This window comes from Parendozoicomonas verongulae (assembly GCF_009711465.1).
Classification (GTDB): Bacteria; Pseudomonadota; Gammaproteobacteria; order Pseudomonadales; family Endozoicomonadaceae; genus Sansalvadorimonas; species Sansalvadorimonas verongulae.
In genome coordinates, this window is sequence record NZ_SMME01000871.1 from 73,753 (window position 1) to 92,673 (window position 18,921).

General features: G+C 52.7%; 13 protein-coding genes. 11 read left to right on the plus strand and 2 right to left on the minus strand.

Translation table 11 applies throughout. The features are described 5' to 3' along the window. The 5 genes from E1189_RS20795 to E1189_RS20815 are packed head-to-tail and all read left to right on the plus strand — an operon-like array spanning window position 1 to window position 4,356. Window positions 1–1,296 carry an ABC transporter permease gene (locus tag E1189_RS20795; protein WP_155163087.1) on the plus strand — a complete coding sequence of 432 codons (1,296 nt, stop codon included), beginning with the start codon at window positions 1–3 and terminating at the stop codon, window positions 1,294–1,296. After that, a complete protein-coding gene (locus E1189_RS20800) occupies window positions 1,283–2,419 on the plus strand; it encodes an ABC transporter permease (RefSeq protein ID WP_155163088.1) in 1,137 nt (378 codons plus the stop codon). The genes E1189_RS20795 and E1189_RS20800 overlap by 14 nt, the downstream gene beginning before the upstream one ends. 1 nt (window position 2,420) lies before the next feature. Further along, window positions 2,421–3,086: an ABC transporter ATP-binding protein gene (locus E1189_RS20805; protein ID WP_329602150.1), complete on the plus strand. Its 666-nt coding sequence runs from the start codon at window positions 2,421–2,423 to the stop codon at window positions 3,084–3,086. Window position 3,087: 1 nt separating this feature from the next. After that, window positions 3,088–3,570, plus strand: coding sequence for a TlpA family protein disulfide reductase (locus E1189_RS20810; protein ID WP_196221545.1), 483 nt, complete (start codon window positions 3,088–3,090; stop codon window positions 3,568–3,570). A 3-nt stretch (window positions 3,571–3,573) separates the two neighbouring features. Next, the gene (locus tag E1189_RS20815) at window positions 3,574–4,356 is read left to right on the plus strand and encodes an FMN-binding protein (protein WP_155163090.1); all 783 of its coding nucleotides are present in this window, start codon (window positions 3,574–3,576) and stop codon (window positions 4,354–4,356) included. 50 nt (window positions 4,357–4,406) lie between these two features. Here E1189_RS20815 and E1189_RS20820 read toward each other — a convergent pair whose 3' ends face one another. Further along, window positions 4,407–8,711, minus strand: a complete 4,305-nt coding sequence (locus E1189_RS20820; protein ID WP_155163091.1) for a hypothetical protein — start codon at window positions 8,709–8,711, stop codon at window positions 4,407–4,409. Between the two features lie 270 nt (window positions 8,712–8,981). Between E1189_RS20820 and E1189_RS20825 the strand changes: the two genes are divergently transcribed. Next, on the plus strand, window positions 8,982–10,016 hold the full coding sequence (locus E1189_RS20825; protein ID WP_155163092.1) for a quinone-dependent dihydroorotate dehydrogenase: 1,035 nt from the start codon (window positions 8,982–8,984) through the stop codon (window positions 10,014–10,016). A gap of 151 nt (window positions 10,017–10,167) precedes the next feature. On the opposite strand, the gene rmf is transcribed toward E1189_RS20825, so the two are convergent. Next, window positions 10,168–10,380, minus strand: coding sequence for a ribosome modulation factor (gene rmf, locus E1189_RS20830; RefSeq protein ID WP_155163093.1), 213 nt, complete (start codon window positions 10,378–10,380; stop codon window positions 10,168–10,170). Between the two features lie 410 nt (window positions 10,381–10,790). Between rmf and rlmKL the strand changes: the two genes are divergently transcribed. The 5 genes from rlmKL to E1189_RS20855 are packed head-to-tail and all read left to right on the plus strand — an operon-like array spanning window position 10,791 to window position 18,856. After that, the gene (gene rlmKL, locus E1189_RS20835; RefSeq protein WP_230460569.1) at window positions 10,791–13,028 is read left to right on the plus strand and encodes a bifunctional 23S rRNA (guanine(2069)-N(7))-methyltransferase RlmK/23S rRNA (guanine(2445)-N(2))-methyltransferase RlmL; all 2,238 of its coding nucleotides are present in this window, start codon (window positions 10,791–10,793) and stop codon (window positions 13,026–13,028) included. A 56-nt stretch (window positions 13,029–13,084) separates the two neighbouring features. Next, the gene (locus tag E1189_RS20840; RefSeq protein WP_155163095.1) at window positions 13,085–13,903 is read left to right on the plus strand and encodes a toprim domain-containing protein; all 819 of its coding nucleotides are present in this window, start codon (window positions 13,085–13,087) and stop codon (window positions 13,901–13,903) included. 12 nt (window positions 13,904–13,915) lie between these two features. Beyond that, complete coding sequence (locus E1189_RS20845; protein WP_155163096.1) at window positions 13,916–16,885, plus strand: hypothetical protein; 2,970 nt, start codon at window positions 13,916–13,918, stop codon at window positions 16,883–16,885. Further along, a complete protein-coding gene (locus E1189_RS20850; RefSeq protein WP_155163097.1) occupies window positions 16,875–18,329 on the plus strand; it encodes a hypothetical protein in 1,455 nt (484 codons plus the stop codon). The genes E1189_RS20845 and E1189_RS20850 overlap by 11 nt, the downstream gene beginning before the upstream one ends. Further along, entirely contained in the window at window positions 18,326–18,856 is a 531-nt protein-coding gene (locus E1189_RS20855) for a condensin complex protein MksE (protein WP_155163098.1), read from the plus strand. The genes E1189_RS20850 and E1189_RS20855 overlap by 4 nt, the downstream gene beginning before the upstream one ends. Window positions 18,857–18,921 lie beyond the last annotated feature (65 nt).

Consider the following 18,921-nt stretch of genomic DNA (forward strand, 5'->3'; position numbering starts at 1 on the left):
ATGTTTTTTACTCAGTTGTACCAATCCTGGCGACATGACAAAGGGCGGAAAGCTCTGGCTACGGGAACGATTTTTCTCGCAGCCAGTTTGATCTCCGCTTTGCTGGCAGTGTCCATTTCCATTGGCGATAAGATTTCCGTGGAAATGAAAAGCTACGGTGCCAATATCGAAATCACTCCGGAAGGGGATGTGCCCCTGCCTTATGCGCTGGGGGGCGATACCGGTTCTCTGGGGAAAGATACTCTTCTTCTGGAGTCTGAGCTTGCCAACATCAAAACCATCTTCTGGCGCAATAATATCATGGGCTTTGCGCCCTTTGTGCGCACCAAGGTTAAGGTGAATGACGGTGTAGGAAGCATACCGCTGGTGGGTACTTTCTTTGATAAGTCACTGAAGGTGCCCGATGAACCGGGTTATCACACAGGTAACAAGGTGATTGCCAGTTACTGGAAGGTTCAGGGACGCTGGCCCAATGATGAAGAACACCAGGCGCTGATTGGTCAGGCACTGGCAGAGCGTAAGGGCTGGGAAATTGGTGATGTTCTGACGCTGACGTCCCTTGATAAAGATTCGGTGTCGCCTGTTTCTATGACCATTACCGGTATTCTCAGTAACGGTGAACAGGAAGAAAGTGCTGTTGTTGTGCCTCTGGCTGTTGCCCAAAAGCTGACCGGGCTGGAAGGACGGGTGCAGACCATCAAAGTGTCTGCCCTCACTGTGCCGGAAAACGAACTGTCCAGAAAAGCCCAGGAAAATCTGGAGTCTCTGGATTCTGATGAGTATGACCTCTGGTTCTGTACAGCATTTGTGTCGTCTATTTCGTTCCAGCTGGAGCAGGCTCTGAGTCGTGCGTCAGTTAGCCCGCTGTGGCAAGTGGCTGCTTCCGAAGGTGCTGTGATTGAGAAAATCCAGAGTCTGCTGATTATGGTGACACTGGCAGCCTTTATTGTGGCAGCTATGGGTATTGCCTCTTTAATGACCAATGCCATTTTGCAGCGAGCCAAAGAGATTGGCCTGATGAAATCACTGGGGGCCTACAACTGGCAGGTGTACATGCTCTTTTATGTTGAGGCCGCCATGTGTGGTTTGCTGGGCGGTCTTCTGGGCTGTATCAGTGGCTATGGTCTGTCCCGCGCTATGGGTTATGGGCTGTTTGGCTCGGCTCTGGACTTCCACTGGATTATTGTTCCGATTGTTTTGATGATTTCCGTTGTGATCACTCTTTGTGGCACTTACTTCCCCGCACAACGTATTGCGGCACTGTATCCGATTGAGGTGTTGTATGGCCGCAAGTAAACAGTCAATGGGGCGGCTACTGGTTATTCGCTCCCTCAAGCTGCGTATGCGAAGGGTGGTGATTGTACTGGCTGCTTTAACCATGGGAGCTGCCATTATCACGGCGATGGCCGGGGTTTACTTTGATATCAACGAAAAGATGAGCCATGAGCTGAGAAGCTATGGCGCCAACTTTTTCGTAGGACCCAAGGAAGATCAGGGCACGTTATCGACTACGGACTATCAGCATATTGTCGCCTTATTGCCTGAGGCTGATCGTGTGGCCTCCAGCCCTTACCTTTACGGTCTGGTGCAAACCGACCTGGAACAGGTTGTTGCCATGGGCGTGGACTTTGGCCAGATGAAAAAACTTGCCCCGTTCTGGCAGGTTCTAGGGGAGCGTGTTGGCGTCTCCTTTGATGAGCGCAATGTCATGATTGGCAGTAAGTTGGCCCAACGGCTAGAGCTGAAGGTAGGGGCAAAGATCAATCTGCTTCAAGGTAATAAACGACACACATTTACAATCAAAGGCATTGTGAATTCCGGTGGCGATGAAGATAACTATCTGATCGTAAACCTGTCATTCCTGCAGAAATGGTTGCACCAGTCAGATCAGGCTCACTACGCGTTGTTCAGTATTGATAACAACATGGGACAAGTCAGTACCATTGCTCAGCAGCTGAAAAAACAGTTTCCGAACCTGGTCAGTCGACCGATCCTGAAAGTATCGGCCTCTGAGGGCAAGGTTCTGGATAAAATCAAGTTGTTGATGGGCGTTGTCGCTCTGGTCATTCTGGTGTTGTCCATTCTGTGTGTGAATACCACACTCACGGCCATGATGTCTGAACGGCGCAGGGAGTTTGCCCTGCAAATTGCTCTGGGGGCACCCCGTAAACAAATTATGAGCCAGATTATGCAGGAAACCCTGTTAATGGCCGGAATCTCTATTGTTCTTGGTCTCGCTCTTGGCTATGTGCTGGCACAGATCCTTGGACACACAGTCTTCAGCGCCTCAATTAATATACGTCTGCCGGTGTTTGTTCTCACTGTGCTGTTGTCTGTCAGTGCTGCTCTGCTGGCGGCTTATATTCCCGCGGTGCGCGCTATGAAAGTGGATCCGGCAAAAGTTTTAAAGGGAGAATAACGTGTCTGAATTTGCTATTGAAACACGAGGGCTGGTGAAACGATTCGGGCAGGTCTGTGCGCTGGATAATGTCAATATCGCAGTGCGCAAGGGAGAATTCGTTGCGATTATGGGGGCGTCCGGCTCTGGCAAAACGACATTGATGAATATTCTTACCTGTCTGGACACCCACACCGAAGGGCAAGTGTTCCTCGACGGCCAGGAGGCCTCTCTGCTGGACGAAGATGGCCGCCGGAACTTCCGGGCTGAGAAAATCGGCCTGCTGTTCCAGCAGTTCCACCTGATTCCTTATCTCACAGCCTTGCAAAATGTGATGCTGGCCCAGCATTACCACAGTGTGACAGAAGAAGACGCTGCGAAAAAAGTGCTGGAGGATGTGGGTCTTGGTCACCGTATGGATCACCTGCCCAGCCAGCTCTCCGGAGGTGAACAACAGCGGGTGTGTATTGCCCGTGCATTGGTGAACGACTGTCCCATTCTGTTTGCCGACGAACCCACAGGGAACCTGGATGAAGCCAATGAAAAAATTGTTCTGGATATTTTTCAGAAGCTTCATGCTAACAAACACACCATTATCATGGTGACCCATAACCCTGATTTAGGGCGTTATACCGACCGTGTGATTCGTCTTCAGCATGGAAAGGTGATTGAAGAGGTTCAGAACTAGCGTGCTAACAGTGAAAAAACTATGTATTCTGGTAGCATTCCTGTTTCTGGCAGGATGTCAGGACCCTGTAGCAACTCTGGGAGAGCAGGCACCGGAGCTGGCAGTCCTTGATGCCAGCGGTCAGCAGGTCAAACTGGCTGATCTTCGTGGCAAGCCTGTGGTGGTGGAATTCTGGAACTCAAAATGCGGCCCTTGTCTTATGATGCTGCAGGCTCTGCAGAAATATCAGGATGAGAACCCTGGCAAGATTCAGTTTGTCTTTGTTGGCATTCCTCCAGAGCCCGATGACATGCAAGCGTTCCAGAAAAAGCTGCAGATCGATCTGCCGTTGCAACTGGATCAGCTGGGTATTTCCCAGGAGCGTTATCAGGTGCAGGTGACACCCTCGACCTTTGTTATTGATGCCGATGGCGTGTTGAGAAAACGCCACTTTGGCTATCGTCCTTCCTTAAATCTGGATGAGCTGGTTACTGTTAATCACTGAATTATGACTGTTAAATATCACCGCTGGGGCCTGCCGTTGGCTATGACCCTTATTGTTGCCGCACTGAGTGGCTGTTCTGACAAGACGGGCTCCAAAAATCAACAGGCGGCTTCCCCAACCATTCCCAAGGAAGAAGTTGTTTATAAGGACAGCCGCCGTGTCCTGCTCGACGTAGCGAACCTTGGTCGTATTCATAAAAGTGCATCTGAGCTGCTGAAAACGTATATCGATCCTAAATTGGTGACATTGTCCACCGGTGAAGTTTCTACGGACCCTGAAGCTATTGCTCGCTTTGAAAAGCAGACAGCTGAAAACACGGTCCCTGCAGACAGCCTTAATCCGGCCAAAAACCTGGTACGCCTGAATCAACGTCCCAAACAGGTTGAACTGTTTGTTGTGAAGAACGAACAGGGTGAGCCAAGGAGTGTTGTGGTTCCCATCGCCGGGCAGGGGTACATTTCTTTGCTGAAAGGCTACCTGGCACTCAATATCCACACCTTGAAGATAGAGGCTATTCGGTTCTATCAACAGGGGGAAACCCCGGCCAAGGGCGGCCATATTATGACGGATGATGCATGGTTGGCTCAGTTCCCCGGTAAACGGGTATGGATTAATGACCAGCCTCAGTTCCGGGTGACGGATAAGCGTGGCCAGCGTCAGGATGATTTCACTGTTGATGCCCTGGCGGGAGCGACTATGACCAGCCGCGGGGTTGAGAACATGATTAACTATTGGCTGGGGGACAAAAGTATCAGGCAGGCCCTGTTGGACCTGCAGCAAAGTTAGCCTTCCCGTTGAGCAAAAACGGGGAGCTTCCGGGCTCCCCGTTCTTTTCTTCAGCTGGCCTTGCCCATCCATCTCACCTCTTCGGGCAGGTCAGTATCGGCAAAGTCGATCTTCCTGTCCTTGAGTTTTCTGCGGGTGTCCTTACGGTTCTGTTCGAAAACCTTATGCCAGATCTCACTGACGACAAGCTCCATATCACTCTGGATTGCAGCATCGATATGGTGGTTGTCCCTGCGGGCCTTCTCAAATTCGCGCTCGGTCAGCTTATCGCCCTCGCTGCACCAGTTCTTGCCAAAGCGGGTGTATACATCACTCATCACCATGGTCATGGTCTTTTTCATGACATCCACCATACGCTGTTCAGACCACCGTGTCAGACTGGTACGTGAATTTGCGCAGGTGTCTACCCAGGCATCCCGGGATGGTTTGTGATACTGCTTCAGCATAGAGCCCATCATTGCATCCACACGGAATGTTTCCAGTGCCTCAATCATATCCTCGCGGGAGGCCGGGATGTTCTCGGAGCCCAGTTTGTGATGCAGGTTTTCCCGGTAACGTTCAACCAGTGCCATCAACCAGTAGATGCGGCGTTGCGGGTTACCTGGGATCACCAGCGTTTCATTTTTGGGCAGCATTTTCCGGATATCGTCAATGGAAAGCGTGCTGTAGTCTCTGCTGCTATCGTCTTCTAACTGTTTAACCATGCAGGCCTGCTGGCAAAGAATCTCTACCTCTTCGTTATGGGTATCGCTCGCTGCCAGACTCTGTTTGAGCTCGGTCAGTCTCTTGTCCCGGGCTCCTTCCATCCAGAGGTGCTGTTCTTTGGCCTTGGCTATTTTATGCTCGGTATCGTCTTTGATACTTTGTGCTTCCTGAACCAGCCATTCTTCATCGGTCATGTCCAGATCCCAGCCTTCACGCTTCAGTTCAGCCAGTTCCTGTGGAAGCTGTTGAAGGTTAGCTTCCATCCTTTCTTCGATGATGGCTTTGGCCTTTTCGAACGCTTCACGCTGTTCTGTGAGCCAGTGGTTCCAGTTTTGCTGGTACAGGTTACGCAGGCCGTGAGATTTGGCCATCTTATCGATACTTTTTTCGTAGCCGGACTCGTCCATTAGGGTCTTCACCTGAATATTCAGGTCTGCCAGACCTTTGGTGACCGTACCTTCAACAAGGCTGGCAACCCGGCAACCAAGGCTCATTAACCCCTGATAGTGGTTCAAGGCATCGGCACGGTGCCAGGCCCAGTAGCAGGAGGCTCCCAGCATGCCGACTGCCGCCACAATGCCGGCGATACCACCACTGGCGACAGTGGCAACCAGAATCAGGCTGGCTCCAACGCTGGGGCCGAATACACTGGCCACTTGCCCGGCTTGCAGCAGCAGAGGGGTAAGGCTGTTCTTCTCACGGCGCCAGAACTTGCCCAGGGCATCCCGGAAACCGTTAAAAAGAGTCTTGAAAGGCTCCAGAACTGTGGCCCGTGCGACAATGGCGGTGGGGGTATACCTGCAGGCGATGTCCGCTGCCACACTGCCCATTCTCGCCATCATGCGCTGACGGCTGTTGGCCACTGTCAGGCCTTCACTGAACAGATCCATCATGAAGTTACAGTCGCGTACGGTAGCGGTGTCGAGGGTGTTCACATTTTTGATCATGCGAGTGCACAGCAGTCTGGCTCCCGTGGAGGCAAAGTTCCAGACCTGTGCCACAACGTTGGTGCCGTTGTTATAAGCCCTGAAGGCGGCATCCAGCAGCGTAGGTACGTAGGGGGCGGATTCCATGAGTTTACTGATGGTGACAATCTTTTTCACAGCTGCCAGCTCTTCTGGCGTCAGGCCGTCAAGAGTCACTGCCTGAGGATTCACATTTTCCAGGAAATAAGTGGTCGCGGCTTCTGCCCAGAGTCGGTTATGCAGTTCATCAAACATGGCCACAACAGGGGAGTTGCCAGCCAGAGTGTTAATGGCTACGGCTTTGGCCTGAGCGATATTACCGGCCAGGGCACGGAGCAATTTGGGGTTTTTGGCACCGATAGCAGCAGCAGCGGTCAGTTCGGTCTGGAATGTTTTTGCCAGATTCACCAGTCCGTCCGCGCCGAGATAAGCAGTGGCCTTGACAACGGCAACGGCTGCGTCTGTGGCACCAATCTTACCGTTATAGAGATCACGGATACCCTGAACACCTTTTGCGCCCTCTTCACCGGCTTTGGTCAGGGCGGCAAGGCCCAGATCTGGTAGAGCACTGAGCAGCTTGTAGCATTCATCGTTGAAATCGTAATCGTGGCCCTTCTTAAGCGCACGTTCCAGCTCGAGATCCTGCAGGGTGTGTTCGGTGGGAATGTCCACACCTCGCAACATGGTGGTGCCCATCTTGGCTGCCTTGCTCCAGCAATCCATGGAATCATCCAGATACTGAGGATCGGGGCGCTCATTTTCCAGATAGCGGATACGGGCACACAGCTGCTCAAAACGATCAGACTCTTTATCTGTGATGGCTTGCCGGGCTTCGCTCTTCAAAACCTCAATCTGGGTCTTGAGCAGTTCATCCCGACGTTTCATGTGGCTTGTCAGCTGGCCAATATCTGCACCGGGTTGAATCTTGCGGTAGTTCTCCAGCTCGATAATCGCCTTATCTATATCCGTGGTGGATTGCTCTTGCAGGGCTTTTGCTGTTTGTGCCAGGTCCGGTGTGGCATCGAGGTACCATACGTGTTCACCGTTGTGGTAACCGCTGGTCACAATTCTGTGGGTTGGAATAGCTTGAATCTGTAGTATGCCGGTTCGCAGGGGCCTCAGCTGTGTGGCCAGGTCTTTCTGACCCAGTTGCTCTGCAATTGTGATGGCATTTTCCAGATCAGTTTGCAAACCCTCAATCATGTCATGAGATTGTGATGCGCAGGCTTCCACCTGTGCACTGATGGTAGATATAAGGTGTCCGGCCAGACTGTTGAGGTAGTGATGCTGTACGCGGGCGCTGATCGTCTGGCCCAGTTCGGGACATTCTTCGATGATATCCAGCAGTTTTTCGATATCTTCGCCAGCGGCCTCTACCTGGGCCAGCTCGGTATCCAGTCTCTGATGAGCACTATGGTCGCTGGCAGGTGTTATCAGCTGTTGGTTACGCAGGAATTGCTGGAATAACTGTGACACCACGTCAGGGCGGGTGCGTGCCAGTTTTTCAATCAGGAATCGTGGGTGTCTGGCTTCCCGGGATTTTGGATAGTTCTCTGGAATCAGAGTGTCCAGAAGAGCCTGGGTGCGCTCATCGTAACGTTGAGTTGTTTCGTGGTTGGTAAACTCACTGACAATACGGGACAGAACCGCAGGATCACTGGAAATACGGCCACGATTTTGATGAGTAATGGCCGTCGGATCCATCAGATTGAACTCACTGGCATCATTATTTTTCAGGCACTCTACCGGGAGATTTTTTTGAAGCAGAGCCATAACGGGCGAGCTCACCATGGAGGCCAGACCTATAAAGCAAATGTTCAGCTTTTCCAGCCAGGAGTCTTTGGTGTGTGCGATTTCGTAGGCACGTATGCCGTCAATCACCGTGAGAAGCTTGTCTTCTGTCGGCTCATCCGCCAGAGCATTCCAGTCGTTGTCCAGCTGCTCAAGCCGTGTGGGAGCATCCCCTTTACACATGAAAGTTGTGACATCACCAGCCAGCGCATCGAGACGATGCCCCAGTAATTCGATAGTGCCTTCAGGGTCTTTACGGAACTGGGCGGTCAGAATGTTCTTACCGGGCAGCTCCGAAATGTAAATCGCTGGCGTGGTGCCCGCCAGTTCCTGACGGATGGACTTCTGGGTTTGGATTGCTTGCTCAGTCGTGATGTCTTCATCGCTGGGCAGGTCTTGTTCCTCCAGTTCAGAAGACGCGCTAATAAATGAGGCCTCTTCCGAAGGGAAATCATTGGTGAGTCTGTCGGCGTCTGGCGCTACCTTTACCCAACTTTCCAGAGGTAAGTGTTGTTTTGGGGCCAGTGACTCTGCGGGTAGGGATTTGAAGCTGTCATCAGGCTCAGGTGATGGTACAGACGTCTTCACAGTGTCTGGCGTTAGAGACTGAAATTCATCATCGCTATCGATGTCACTCTCATCACTGTCACTTTCATAATGAGAGGAGGCGAGAGAAGGGGTTTTGTAGCTTTCCCTGCTCATGATCGAATATTGCGCCAGCTTCCTGGCTAGAATGCTCGGGTCAGGCAAAAGGGTTGGTTGGCCATGGCAGTTGAGGCTGAGGCGTGGGTTCACCGCTGCAATAAAACTGCTACCTGCGCTGGAAAACAGCTCGTCATCCGTGGGCAAGTGATTAGACGGGCTGTAATGAGTTAACGATGTTTGACAAGTCATATCATGCCTCCATACACAGGGTGCAGCCTCTGAGAAATGCCTAAAAAAATCTGGTTACAATTTATGACCGCAATTGACTGCGTTAGTTTCGAGAAGCTGTGGGCGTGAGACTAAAGGTTGATAACAATATTGATAATTTTGTAGCCCGTTTGTGCTGGTTCCTGTGGGAAAGCCGTACTGATAACGGTGGATTAGACCTATCTGTGTCCTTATAATTCCGTGGGCTTTTCACCGGAACAGCCCTCCCACCTGCAACGACAAGGAATCACAATGTATAAGCTGGCTCGCTCGCTGCTGTTTCGCCTTACCCCTGAAACAGCTCACGACATGACTATGGATTTATTGGGCGCCGGCCAGCGTCTCGGGCTGATCAAGCGTATTGTTCGTCCTGTTCCTGACGCACCTGTTAAGGTCATGGGCCTTGAATTCCCTAATCCTGTTGGTCTGGCGGCTGGTCTGGATAAAGACGGCCAGTGCATCGACGCTTTTGGCAGTCTCGGTTTCGGATTTGTGGAAGTGGGCACAGTGACCCCGCTGAGCCAGCCCGGCAACCCCAAGCCTCGCATGTTCCGACTGATAGAAAACGAAGCTCTCATTAACCGCATGGGTTTTAACAACAAAGGCGTGGACAACATGGTGGCTAACCTGCGCAAAGCCACCACTAAGGCTGTGATCGGCGTAAATATTGGCAAGAACAAGGTCACCCCGGTGGAGAAAGCCAATGACGATTACATCGCCTGTTTGCAGAAGGTGTATCCCTGGGCTGGCTACGTGGCCGTTAACCTTTCTTCCCCCAATACCCCCGGACTGCGTGAACTGCAATTTGGTGAGCATCTGGCCTCCCTGCTGAAAGCCTTGAAAGATGAGCAGGTCCGTCTGGCAGAGCAGCACGACCGTTACGTACCTATTGCCATCAAACTGGCTCCGGATATGAGCGATGATGAGTTGCGGGAGATTGCCGGCCAGCTGGTTGCCTTTGGCATGGATGGCGTAATTGCCACTAACACCACTCTGGAACGTGATGCCGTGGCAGATCATGAGTATGCCAGCGAGCAGGGTGGTTTGAGTGGTAAGCCGCTGACCGGTTTGGCGACCGACAAAATCCGTGTGCTGGCAGAAGCTGTCGATGGCAAGATTCCAGTGATCGGCGTGGGTGGCATTATGAGTGCGGCAGACGCAGTGGAGAAGGTGAAGGCAGGAGCCAGCCTGGTACAGGTTTACACTGGTTTTATCTACCGCGGTCCAGAGCTGGTTGCCGAAGCGTCTGAAGCGGTATCTGCGGTTCTGGCTGGTCGACAGGACTAAAAGTCTGTAATAAACGAAGGCCCGACTCCATAAGAGGATTCGGGCCCTTTAATGACTGTGCTCAGCGGGTGGCTGAGGTATTTTTCTTCAAGAGAGAGTCATCTACAAGAAGAGAAAAGTGAGAAAACAGTTCAATACCGTGAATGGGTACCTAAAGCTGATGCTGGTTTACCTTATGCAGGCCGGACACGCCGGTGTAGCCTTCCACATGATCTGACCAACCTTCTCTCCAGCCATTCAGCCAGGCCTGGCGTTGGTCATTTCCATCGGAGTGGGGACAGTTTTCATTTGGACGCCCCTGAGCTCCCATCTGATAGCCCTTGGCAAAAGCGCGTTCTGTCTTGTCTCTTTTTTGTCTCTTCATTGCGAAGTAGCCTCCTTATTCGGGAACAACATTCCGAAGAGCTCGCCAGCTGTTCGAAATTCATGTGCTCGGAAAGGAACATCAATCCAGTCCTCCTCTGGAGAGCCTTTCCAATAGTTGGGAGGGGATGTGTTTTTCACATCACTACGGGGTAAGTTCTATCGGAATAATGTGGCCCTGTCGAGAAATCAATGGGTATAGCAGTAGAACTACTTAGTTTAAAAAGCCATATATCAAAAAAAGATTACAAATAACTGACTGAATATAAAAGAATTTGACCGTTTGTCTGATTTTTGTGGCTAGCCATGCACTTTCAGCTACTACATAAATTCCCTGCAGAGTGCGACCCTTACGACTCGTAATCCCCACAGCAGGCTGTACAATCCCTTCCATTTTTCTATCTGCTTTTGATGACTGCTGAGATATGCGGTGACCATCTTGCTTTGAAGGTTCTGATGTCCGAAAACTACGAATTCTTTGCCTCCTGCCCCAAAGGGGTGGAAGGTCTGCTGGCCGAAGAACTGGCTGCCCTGGGCGGCGAAGAGATTCGCCAGACAGTGGCGGGCTGCCACTTCAAGGGTGGCCTGCAGGCCGCGTATCGCGCGTGTCTGTGGTCACGACTGGCTAACCGTATTCTGCTTCACCTGCGTCAGACTGATGCGGAAAACCGGGATTTCCTTTACGACGGTGTAAAAGCCATTCCCTGGGAAGACCACTTCGAGCCCAACGCAACCCTCGCCATCACTTTCAATGGCACCAGTAAAGCTATAAATAACAGTCACTTCGGTGCACTTGTTGTGAAAGATGCTATCTGTGATCGTCTTCGAGACAAGGCTGGTTTCCGTCCATCGGTGAACAAGAACACACCGGATATTCGTGTTCATGTGCGCATGAATCGCAACCGTGCAGACATTTCTCTGGATCTCTCCGGCGAGAGTCTGCACCGCCGTGGCTACCGTCTGGATACCGGTAAAGCTCCCCTGAAAGAGAACCTGGCCGCAGCACTGCTGGTGCGTGCGGGCTGGCCGAATCTGGCCAGAGAAGGCGCCGCGCTGGTGGACCCTCTCTGCGGCTCCGGCACCCTGCTGCTGGAAGGCGCACTGATGGCGGCGGATATCGCCCCGGGCCTGCTGCGCTTGAATTACGGCTTCCATAACTGGTCTGGCCATATTCCCAAACTCTGGCGTGAACTGCTGGAAGAAGCGCGGGAACGTCGTACTGCTGGACTGGCGGCCATGAAGAACCGCTTTATCGGTTATGAAGGGGATATCCGGGTTGTGCGTCAGGCACACGATAACCTGCGCCGTGCCGGCCTGGATAAGCGTATTCATATCGAAACCCGTGAGCTGGCCACTGTGGAGCCAATCAAGGGCTATCAGGGTCTTGTGATCAGCAACCCGCCTTATGGTGAGCGTCTGGGGGAAGAGTCCAGCCTCGTGTGGCTGTACCAGCGTTTAGGAGAAACCTTTCGCACCTGTTTTGATGGCTGGCAGGGTGCCATTATCACCAGCAATCCGAGCCTGGCTCGTCGCATGGGGCTGCGTGCCCGCAAGAACTACAGCTTCTTTAATGGCGCTCTGGAAGCCAAACTGTTGACTTTCGATATCAAGCCAGAATGGCATTTCGGCCATCACAAAAAGGTGCAGGAAGCTGAGCAGGGCGGTGATAAGAAAGCAGAAGAGGTAACCGTTAACACGGACATTACTCTGGGCAAGGGCGCAGAGATGTTTGCCAACCGCCTGCGCAAGAATCTGAAGCCTCTGCAGAAATGGGCCCGCAAGCAGGATATCGAGTGCTACCGTGTTTACGATGCGGATATGCCGGAATACGCCGTAGCTATCGACCTCTACAGAGACAAAGTGCTGGTGCAGGAATATAAGGCACCTGCCAGCGTAGATGAGCAGAAGGCCGAAGAGCGTCTGCACGACATTCTGCAGGCGATTCCAACAGTGCTGCCGGTGAAGCCTGAGCAGATTGCCCTGAAACAGCGCCGTCGTCAGTCTGGCAAGAACCAGTACCGCCGTATGGGGGATCAGCAGGAGCGCTTTGAGGTGACTGAGGGTGGCTGCCGCTTCCTCGTTAATCTGAAAGATTATCTGGATACCGGCCTGTTCCTGGACCACCGCCCCATGCGTTTGCGCATTCAGAAAGAAGCGAAGGGCAAGCGATTCCTGAACCTGTTCTGCTACACCGGCGCAGCGACTGTGCACGCAGCGGCGGGCGGTGCATCTCAAACCACCAGTGTGGACTTGTCCAAAACCTATCTGGAATGGGCTCGTCAGAACCTGTCCCTGAACGGTTTCAGTGATCGCCACAAGCTGGAAAACGCCGACTGCATCAAGTGGCTGAAGGGCTGCAACGAAACCTATGACCTGATCTTTATCGATCCCCCCACCTTCTCCAACTCCAAGAAGATGCGGGATGTATTCGATATCCAGTTGGAACACAAAGATATGCTGGAGCGAGCCATGGGTTGTCTGGCGCGGGATGGCGTGCTGTATTTCTCCAACAATTTCCGTAAGTTTAAGCTGGATGATGCACTGTCTGAGACGTTTGCTATTGAGGAAATCTCTGGCCAGACCATTGATCAGGACTTTAAGCGGAACCAGAAGATTCACCGCTGCTGGAAACTGACTCACCGTCACTAACTCTTCGTTCCTGGCTGGCGCTTGAGTTGCGCCAGCCAACCTTGCACACTGGCATTATGAAATCCGCTTTTGAATACCTGCTGGCCATCCATGAAGGTCGCCCTGTGCATTGGGTGAAATGCTGTCGACTGCTGACCAACAAAACCCATGGCCTCAAGCCGGGGCAGCTGTCCCGCATATTTTCTCCCCGTTCTGACTATGAAGCGACTACAGTCGTGGATATTCTGGATCAGGACGCGTTTGATGTGTTGCGGGAGCGTTTTCCTGAACCAGTGTTGGTTGTTGATCGCCCCAGTGCATCAATGGCTGGCAATTCTCATGGTAAACCTGTGAGTGGCAGCCTGCTGAATATCTATCGCCCTGACTGGGCAGAGCCGAGAACGGCTGTGTCCTGGGATGGAGCAGTATGGTCCCCTGAACCGGAGCAGGACATACACCTGCTGCTGGTGGAGAATCTGGAGAATTTTCTGCGCCCCAGGGAAACCTTAGAACTAACTATTCAGCAGTGCGGCCTGACGGTGAATGCAGATAAGATTCTGCTGGTCTATGGTTCAGGCAATGCTGCATCAAAGGCGTGTAATGGTTTGTATTATCGGCAGTTTTTATCGGTGAACTGCCTGTTTGATCTGGATGTTGGCGGGCTGGGTATTTATGAAAATATCAAGGCGATGCCAGAGCTTCAGAGTCACACTCTGCGTTTTCTTGTACCGGACAATGTGCAGGCCCGGCTGCAAGCCTCCCGATGGAAACTGACAGCCAGCGAGAGAACCAAAATTTTTCAGGCGCAAAGCGCCCACCCGGAGCTGAGTGAATTGCTCCGGGTTATGTACACCAGCCACAAAAAGCTGGAACAGGAAACATATCTGAACGGTTAGACGGATAGCAACATGAGATTATTGGAAGATTCCCTGTTTGAAGGTGACCGTTATCAGGTTCGGCGGCTGGTAATGGTGAACTCCGGCAGCTCCGCCTATGTGGAACTGCCCCTGGACAAAACTGCAGCGCTGCTGGGCAGTAACAATCAGGGCAAAACCTCCGGCCTTCATACGTTGAAGCTGTTTCTTCTGCCGGAGGTGAACTTCCGCAACTGTGAAAACAAGTTCGGTTTCGCCTCCAAAGACCGGGAGTACACAGGGCTGGAAAGCTACCGTTACTACTTCCCAAGCCCCCGTTCGTTTGTTGTGCTGGAAGCGAACAACCCCCGAGGGGATTTCTGTATTGTCCTGCACCAGAGCAATCAGGAACTGGGCTATGGCCGACTGGCCGTGCCCCGCGCCTACGAGGATATCAAGCACCTGTTCTGGGAGCAGGGGGAAGGCAATCGCGGCGTTGGTGCCCATCCTGAAGATCTGGAGCTGGCGACGGTTATCAGCCGCTTGAAAAAGCTCGGTGGCCGCCCCCTCAACGATGTGGCAGCAATTCGTGAAGCCCTCTACACACGGGTAGACCCCAGCAACGACGACACCCGCTTCTGCCTGATGCCACTGGTGCAGGTCCCCAGCCAGCATATGATGCGCTCCATTAAGGCGCTGCTGCAGTTGTCCTTTGATATCAAAGGCGCGGACCACAAGAATCTGCCCCAGGCTATCGCCAATATTATTGATGCAGACCTTTCGACCCAGAAGGATGTGATCAGTATTGATTTTCGCCGTATTCAGGATGACCGGGAACGGCTGAGCCGCAACCATCAGGATATTCGCACCATCCGTGAACACGGCGATAAGTGGGAAGGGCTGCGGAAAAACTACCTCGTTTATCAGGAGCAGAGCGGTGAACTGCGACGCCGTTATCAGGCATTGCTGGCAGCGCTGAATGAGCACCGGGAACATATTGATCCCCAGCTGGCGGATGTTCACAGTGATTTTGAAACGGCCAACGAACGCTTTAAAGAGATTTACGCTCAGCTCAAAACACTGCGCACTCAGGTGGATCAGGGTAAAGGGCAGATCAACACCCTGACCAAAGACGTTACCAAACTGCAGGAAGCCGTCACACTGGCCAATGAGGTGATTGGTCGGGAAGCTCCCGCTGCGGGTAGTGAAAACCCCATGGATATTCATCGCTATCTTGATGATTGCCTGAAATCCGTGGAGAAAGAGCTGCAGGATATTGCCAACCTGGAGAAAACCCGTCATGCCCTTGAACGGGAACTGCAACTGAAACCGACTCTGCAGGAGCAGGTTGCTCAGGCGGAACAGGTGCTGGTCCAACAGCAAGACAGTACGCTGTCCTACCTCGATGCCCACAGCGCTTTTATGTTGAACAGCCTGCACCGCGGCTTTGGGGAAATGGTGCTGGAACCGGATGAACAGCAGGCAGCAGCTATTGCTCTGTTTGCCCAGTTGTTCTCCCCAAGTGAAAAGGGCAACCTGCAGTTCTGCGGCGAGACTCTGCCTGACAGCCAGACCATTCCTTTCGATGCCCTTGCCCTGAAGCAGAGCCGCACCCAGCGTTTGCATGATCTTGAGGATCAGCTGAAAAACTGTGAGCGCAAAATTGATGAGCTGCGCCGTGCCATGACCGGCAGTGAGGAGCAGCGTCAGGAGTCAGCCCGCGAGAAGCAGAAGGAGATAGGGGAGATTCGTCGGGAAATGGCGGTGCTCACCAGTCTGGACTTCAACCGCACCAGCCTTGAGCAGAAACAGGCCGAGCTGGAGGCGCTGACCCTGCAGGTGGAAGAGGGCAGTGAGCGGGGCAAACTGCGTAACAGCCAACGTCAGGAGCTGGATGAAGAGCGGGAACGGTGCCGTGAACGGCAAAAGGCTCTTGAAGCGCAAAAAAGCAGCCTGAAAAGCGCCGGAGACAGCCTAGCCAATCTCTGTGCTGTGGCAGGCCTTAAACATATCGCTCCTGCCGATGAGGTTGAGGCCATCAGCCCCAACGATATTGCCCGCCAGGCTAATGAGCTGAACGCGCTGTTCCACAATGATGTGTCAGAGGTGCGACAGAATTGTATTGAGGTTTTCCGGATTCTTGTGGGCAGCGGCATTGCCTCCCTTGATCCGGAGCTGGCTTTCCGTGCAGATATCTCCGGCCATGATTTTTTTGATGCTTACCAGAAGCTCAAATCGGAATTCGACAATATCGAATCTAAAGAGCAGGAGCACCGGATTCAGGTGCAGAACCACAACCACGATACCGGCCGTCAGATCAGTCTGCTGGATAAAATGGATCTGGCCATTCGCAACTTTCAGGATCGCATTAACGAAGAGCTGTCCCAGATTCGTATCTCCAACCTCTCCGGTGTGAGAGTGGACATCAGTACGCTGGACAGTTTCAACACCCTGCGTCGGGAGCTGCAGGAGCACGGCACAGAGTCTGACCGGTTGATGAAAGAGTCTTTCTACAACCGCCTCCGGGAATTCTGTGAAAAGTACCTGATGACGGGGCACAATGCCGGGCGTCTGGATTTGGAAAAGATCGTCCGAGGCGTGAAGTTTATCTACCAGATCAATGGACAGGATGAAGTGACGCCCCAGTCCAACGGCACCAGCTCCATGGTGAACGCGGTGCTGCTCTCCATTCTGATGTACAAGCTGGTGCCAGACGATGTGGTGTTTGCCCTGCCGGTGATTTTCGATGAGGTGGGCAGTCTGGACGACAGCAACCTCGCCGAGCTGCGACGCATTGTTGAAGAGCATAACTTCACTCTGCTGGTGGCGAACCCCACCAATCAGGGGAATATCGCCCAGCATATCGGCCTGTGGCACGATCTGTTCCTGCACCAGATGACTGAAGGCAACCCCATAGGCAAGTGTCTGGCGATTTATACCGGTCTCAGTGAATCCCTCACAGAGCTGGATGAGGGTCAAGAGCACGAGCAAGAACCGGTAGAGGCCTCTGCCGATGAGAGTTAACAGCGACCTGACCCTGATTGCCATTCTCGAGCATAAGGGCCTGTTCTTTCAGTTGATGGATTTTGTGCAGCAAGACCTGAACAACCCGTCACTGGAATTCACTATCAGTGATTACCAGAAGCTTCTGGCCCATACCGCGTCCACCATGAAAACGGCTGATCGTCGTCGTTTTCTGGATACTCTCGGGCTGGAGAATCTGGAGCAGAACGGGCTGCTGAACTACCTGGATCGCCGCAGTGGCCGTTTTCGTCTGCAGCAGTTTATTCTGGATATGCTCTGCCATCTGGACAGTAAACGCCTGCGGGAGCTGTCGTCGGCGGAGCTGAACCAGCTGCTTAAACAGCTGGAGGAGTGTGAGCGTCAGGTGAGCGATCAGCAAATTGTCTGGCTGGAAGATAATCCTGACTTTGAGGAGATGGTGCACTCTGTTTACGGCACCCTCAACGAAGTCAGCTCCCGGTTGAAATCCAATGTCCGTGCCTTGAAAGGCCAGGCGTCCCATCTGGCAGAGCTGGTGGACCGGCAGGATTACACCCGTATGGAACGCAGTGAGCAAGTGGGTTTTGCTCTGAATGAAATCCTGCGTATCCATGAGCGTAACGTGACGCCGATGTTGCAGTTTCTGGATGAACATCTGGATATTCAGCGGCCATCCACGGAGCTCCACGGCTCCAGTCACTCCCCCATGGCGCTGGTGCAGAAGATTGTTGAGCGTTTTTACCAGCATAAGCAGGGTGAGCATGTCACTCGCCTGCAGCGTATCCAGATTCATATCCTGCGACTGGGGGAGGATGTCTCCGCCATCGCCAAGAGTCTGGAAGTGTATGTACGCTACGCCCAGCAGGAGCGTCACCGTTACAACAAAACGGAAGAGCTGTACAACGAACTGCTGATGGCGGCCCGTGACAAACAGCAGGGGCAGCAGCGGGACTTTCTGCTCAAACCCGATCACCCTGTGTTCAAACCTGCCCGTGTGTTTGGCAACCTGCGCAATCTCAGCCGTACCCAGACGATGAATATCAACTGGCCAGCCAACTCCGGTATGGATGCGCTGGATGAAGTGCTGCGGGTGCGTTTAGAGCGTACGCCGAAAATGTCAGCGGAGAGTTCCGTCCCTGCTCAGCCCCGCTCCAAAGAAGAGCTGCTGAAACGCACGGTGATTGAGAGGATTATGAAGGCGATGAAGCACTTTGATTATGGTCAGCAACGTTCTGATATTTATCAGGAATTGCATCGTCACCTGTGTGAAAAATTGCCCAATCATCGTCTGCCCTATCTGGTGGATGCTCTGGGTTTTCTCACCGCCCATGGCGAGATAGAGCTGGTGTCGCCACCGAAGTTCCAGCAAATGATTTACCGTGGGCAGCAGCTCTCTTACCGGGTGAGACGCTACAACCCCAAAAGCAGTGCCAAGGGCAAACAGCTTGAGAAGGAGGCCCTATGAACCAGGGATTGAGCCGAAAGATTTACCGTGAGCTGATTAACGGCCATATCATCAACAAGGATATGCTGGACGGCGACCTGCTTGTTCCCAACCCGCTGTTTGATGAGCTGGCCAGTGAGGAGAATCGTGAACATTACGATCACCTGTACGCCTATATCGGTTATGAGCTGAAACAGCTGGGGGACAGTTTCTTCCTCAACGAAGTGGGCAAGGATGATGTGCTTTCCGATGTGGCCATGCGGGTGCAGACCCTGCTGGTGATATTATCCCGAGGGGTGAGTTCTCGAAATCTGTACACCGGCATTCTTACGGATGTCCGGGGCGGGCTGAGCCGTGGTCAGATTGAGGAGATTGGTAACGAGGAAGAGAATCAGCAGATTCTTGCGGCTGTGGGGTTAAAGAAGCGTTTGTTGACGGAAGTTGAAAACACCCTGATTACTCGCGCATTGGCGTACTGGAATGCTCAGGAGCACTTGGTGCTCACCAATGGCGGTAAAGCTTTTCTGGATGATATGCACGGTGTTTAAGCCGTGCATTGTATGGTGGTTGTCTAAGTACCCGGACCATTGATTTCGCATAGTCTGGCGGCGTC

What these genes read in the sequence shown, in the direction of transcription:
- rmf (WP_155163093.1), bottom strand. Translation starts at nt 10,380, where the DNA reads ATGAAGAGACAAAAAAGAGACAAGACAGAACGCGCTTTTGCCAAGGGC.
- E1189_RS20845 (WP_155163096.1), top strand. Translation starts at nt 13,916, where the DNA reads ATGAGATTATTGGAAGATTCCCTGTTTGAAGGTGACCGTTATCAGGTT.
- E1189_RS20815 (WP_155163090.1), top strand. Translation starts at nt 3,574, where the DNA reads ATGACTGTTAAATATCACCGCTGGGGCCTGCCGTTGGCTATGACCCTT.
- E1189_RS20795 (WP_155163087.1), top strand. Translation starts at nt 1, where the DNA reads ATGTTTTTTACTCAGTTGTACCAATCCTGGCGACATGACAAAGGGCGG.
- E1189_RS20840 (WP_155163095.1), top strand. Translation starts at nt 13,085, where the DNA reads ATGAAATCCGCTTTTGAATACCTGCTGGCCATCCATGAAGGTCGCCCT.
- E1189_RS20850 (WP_155163097.1), top strand. Translation starts at nt 16,875, where the DNA reads ATGAGAGTTAACAGCGACCTGACCCTGATTGCCATTCTCGAGCATAAG.
- E1189_RS20855 (WP_155163098.1), top strand. Translation starts at nt 18,326, where the DNA reads ATGAACCAGGGATTGAGCCGAAAGATTTACCGTGAGCTGATTAACGGC.
- E1189_RS20825 (WP_155163092.1), top strand. Translation starts at nt 8,982, where the DNA reads ATGTATAAGCTGGCTCGCTCGCTGCTGTTTCGCCTTACCCCTGAAACA.
- E1189_RS20800 (WP_155163088.1), top strand. Translation starts at nt 1,283, where the DNA reads ATGGCCGCAAGTAAACAGTCAATGGGGCGGCTACTGGTTATTCGCTCC.
- rlmKL (WP_230460569.1), top strand. Translation starts at nt 10,791, where the DNA reads ATGACTGCTGAGATATGCGGTGACCATCTTGCTTTGAAGGTTCTGATG.
- E1189_RS20820 (WP_155163091.1), bottom strand. Translation starts at nt 8,711, where the DNA reads ATGACTTGTCAAACATCGTTAACTCATTACAGCCCGTCTAATCACTTG.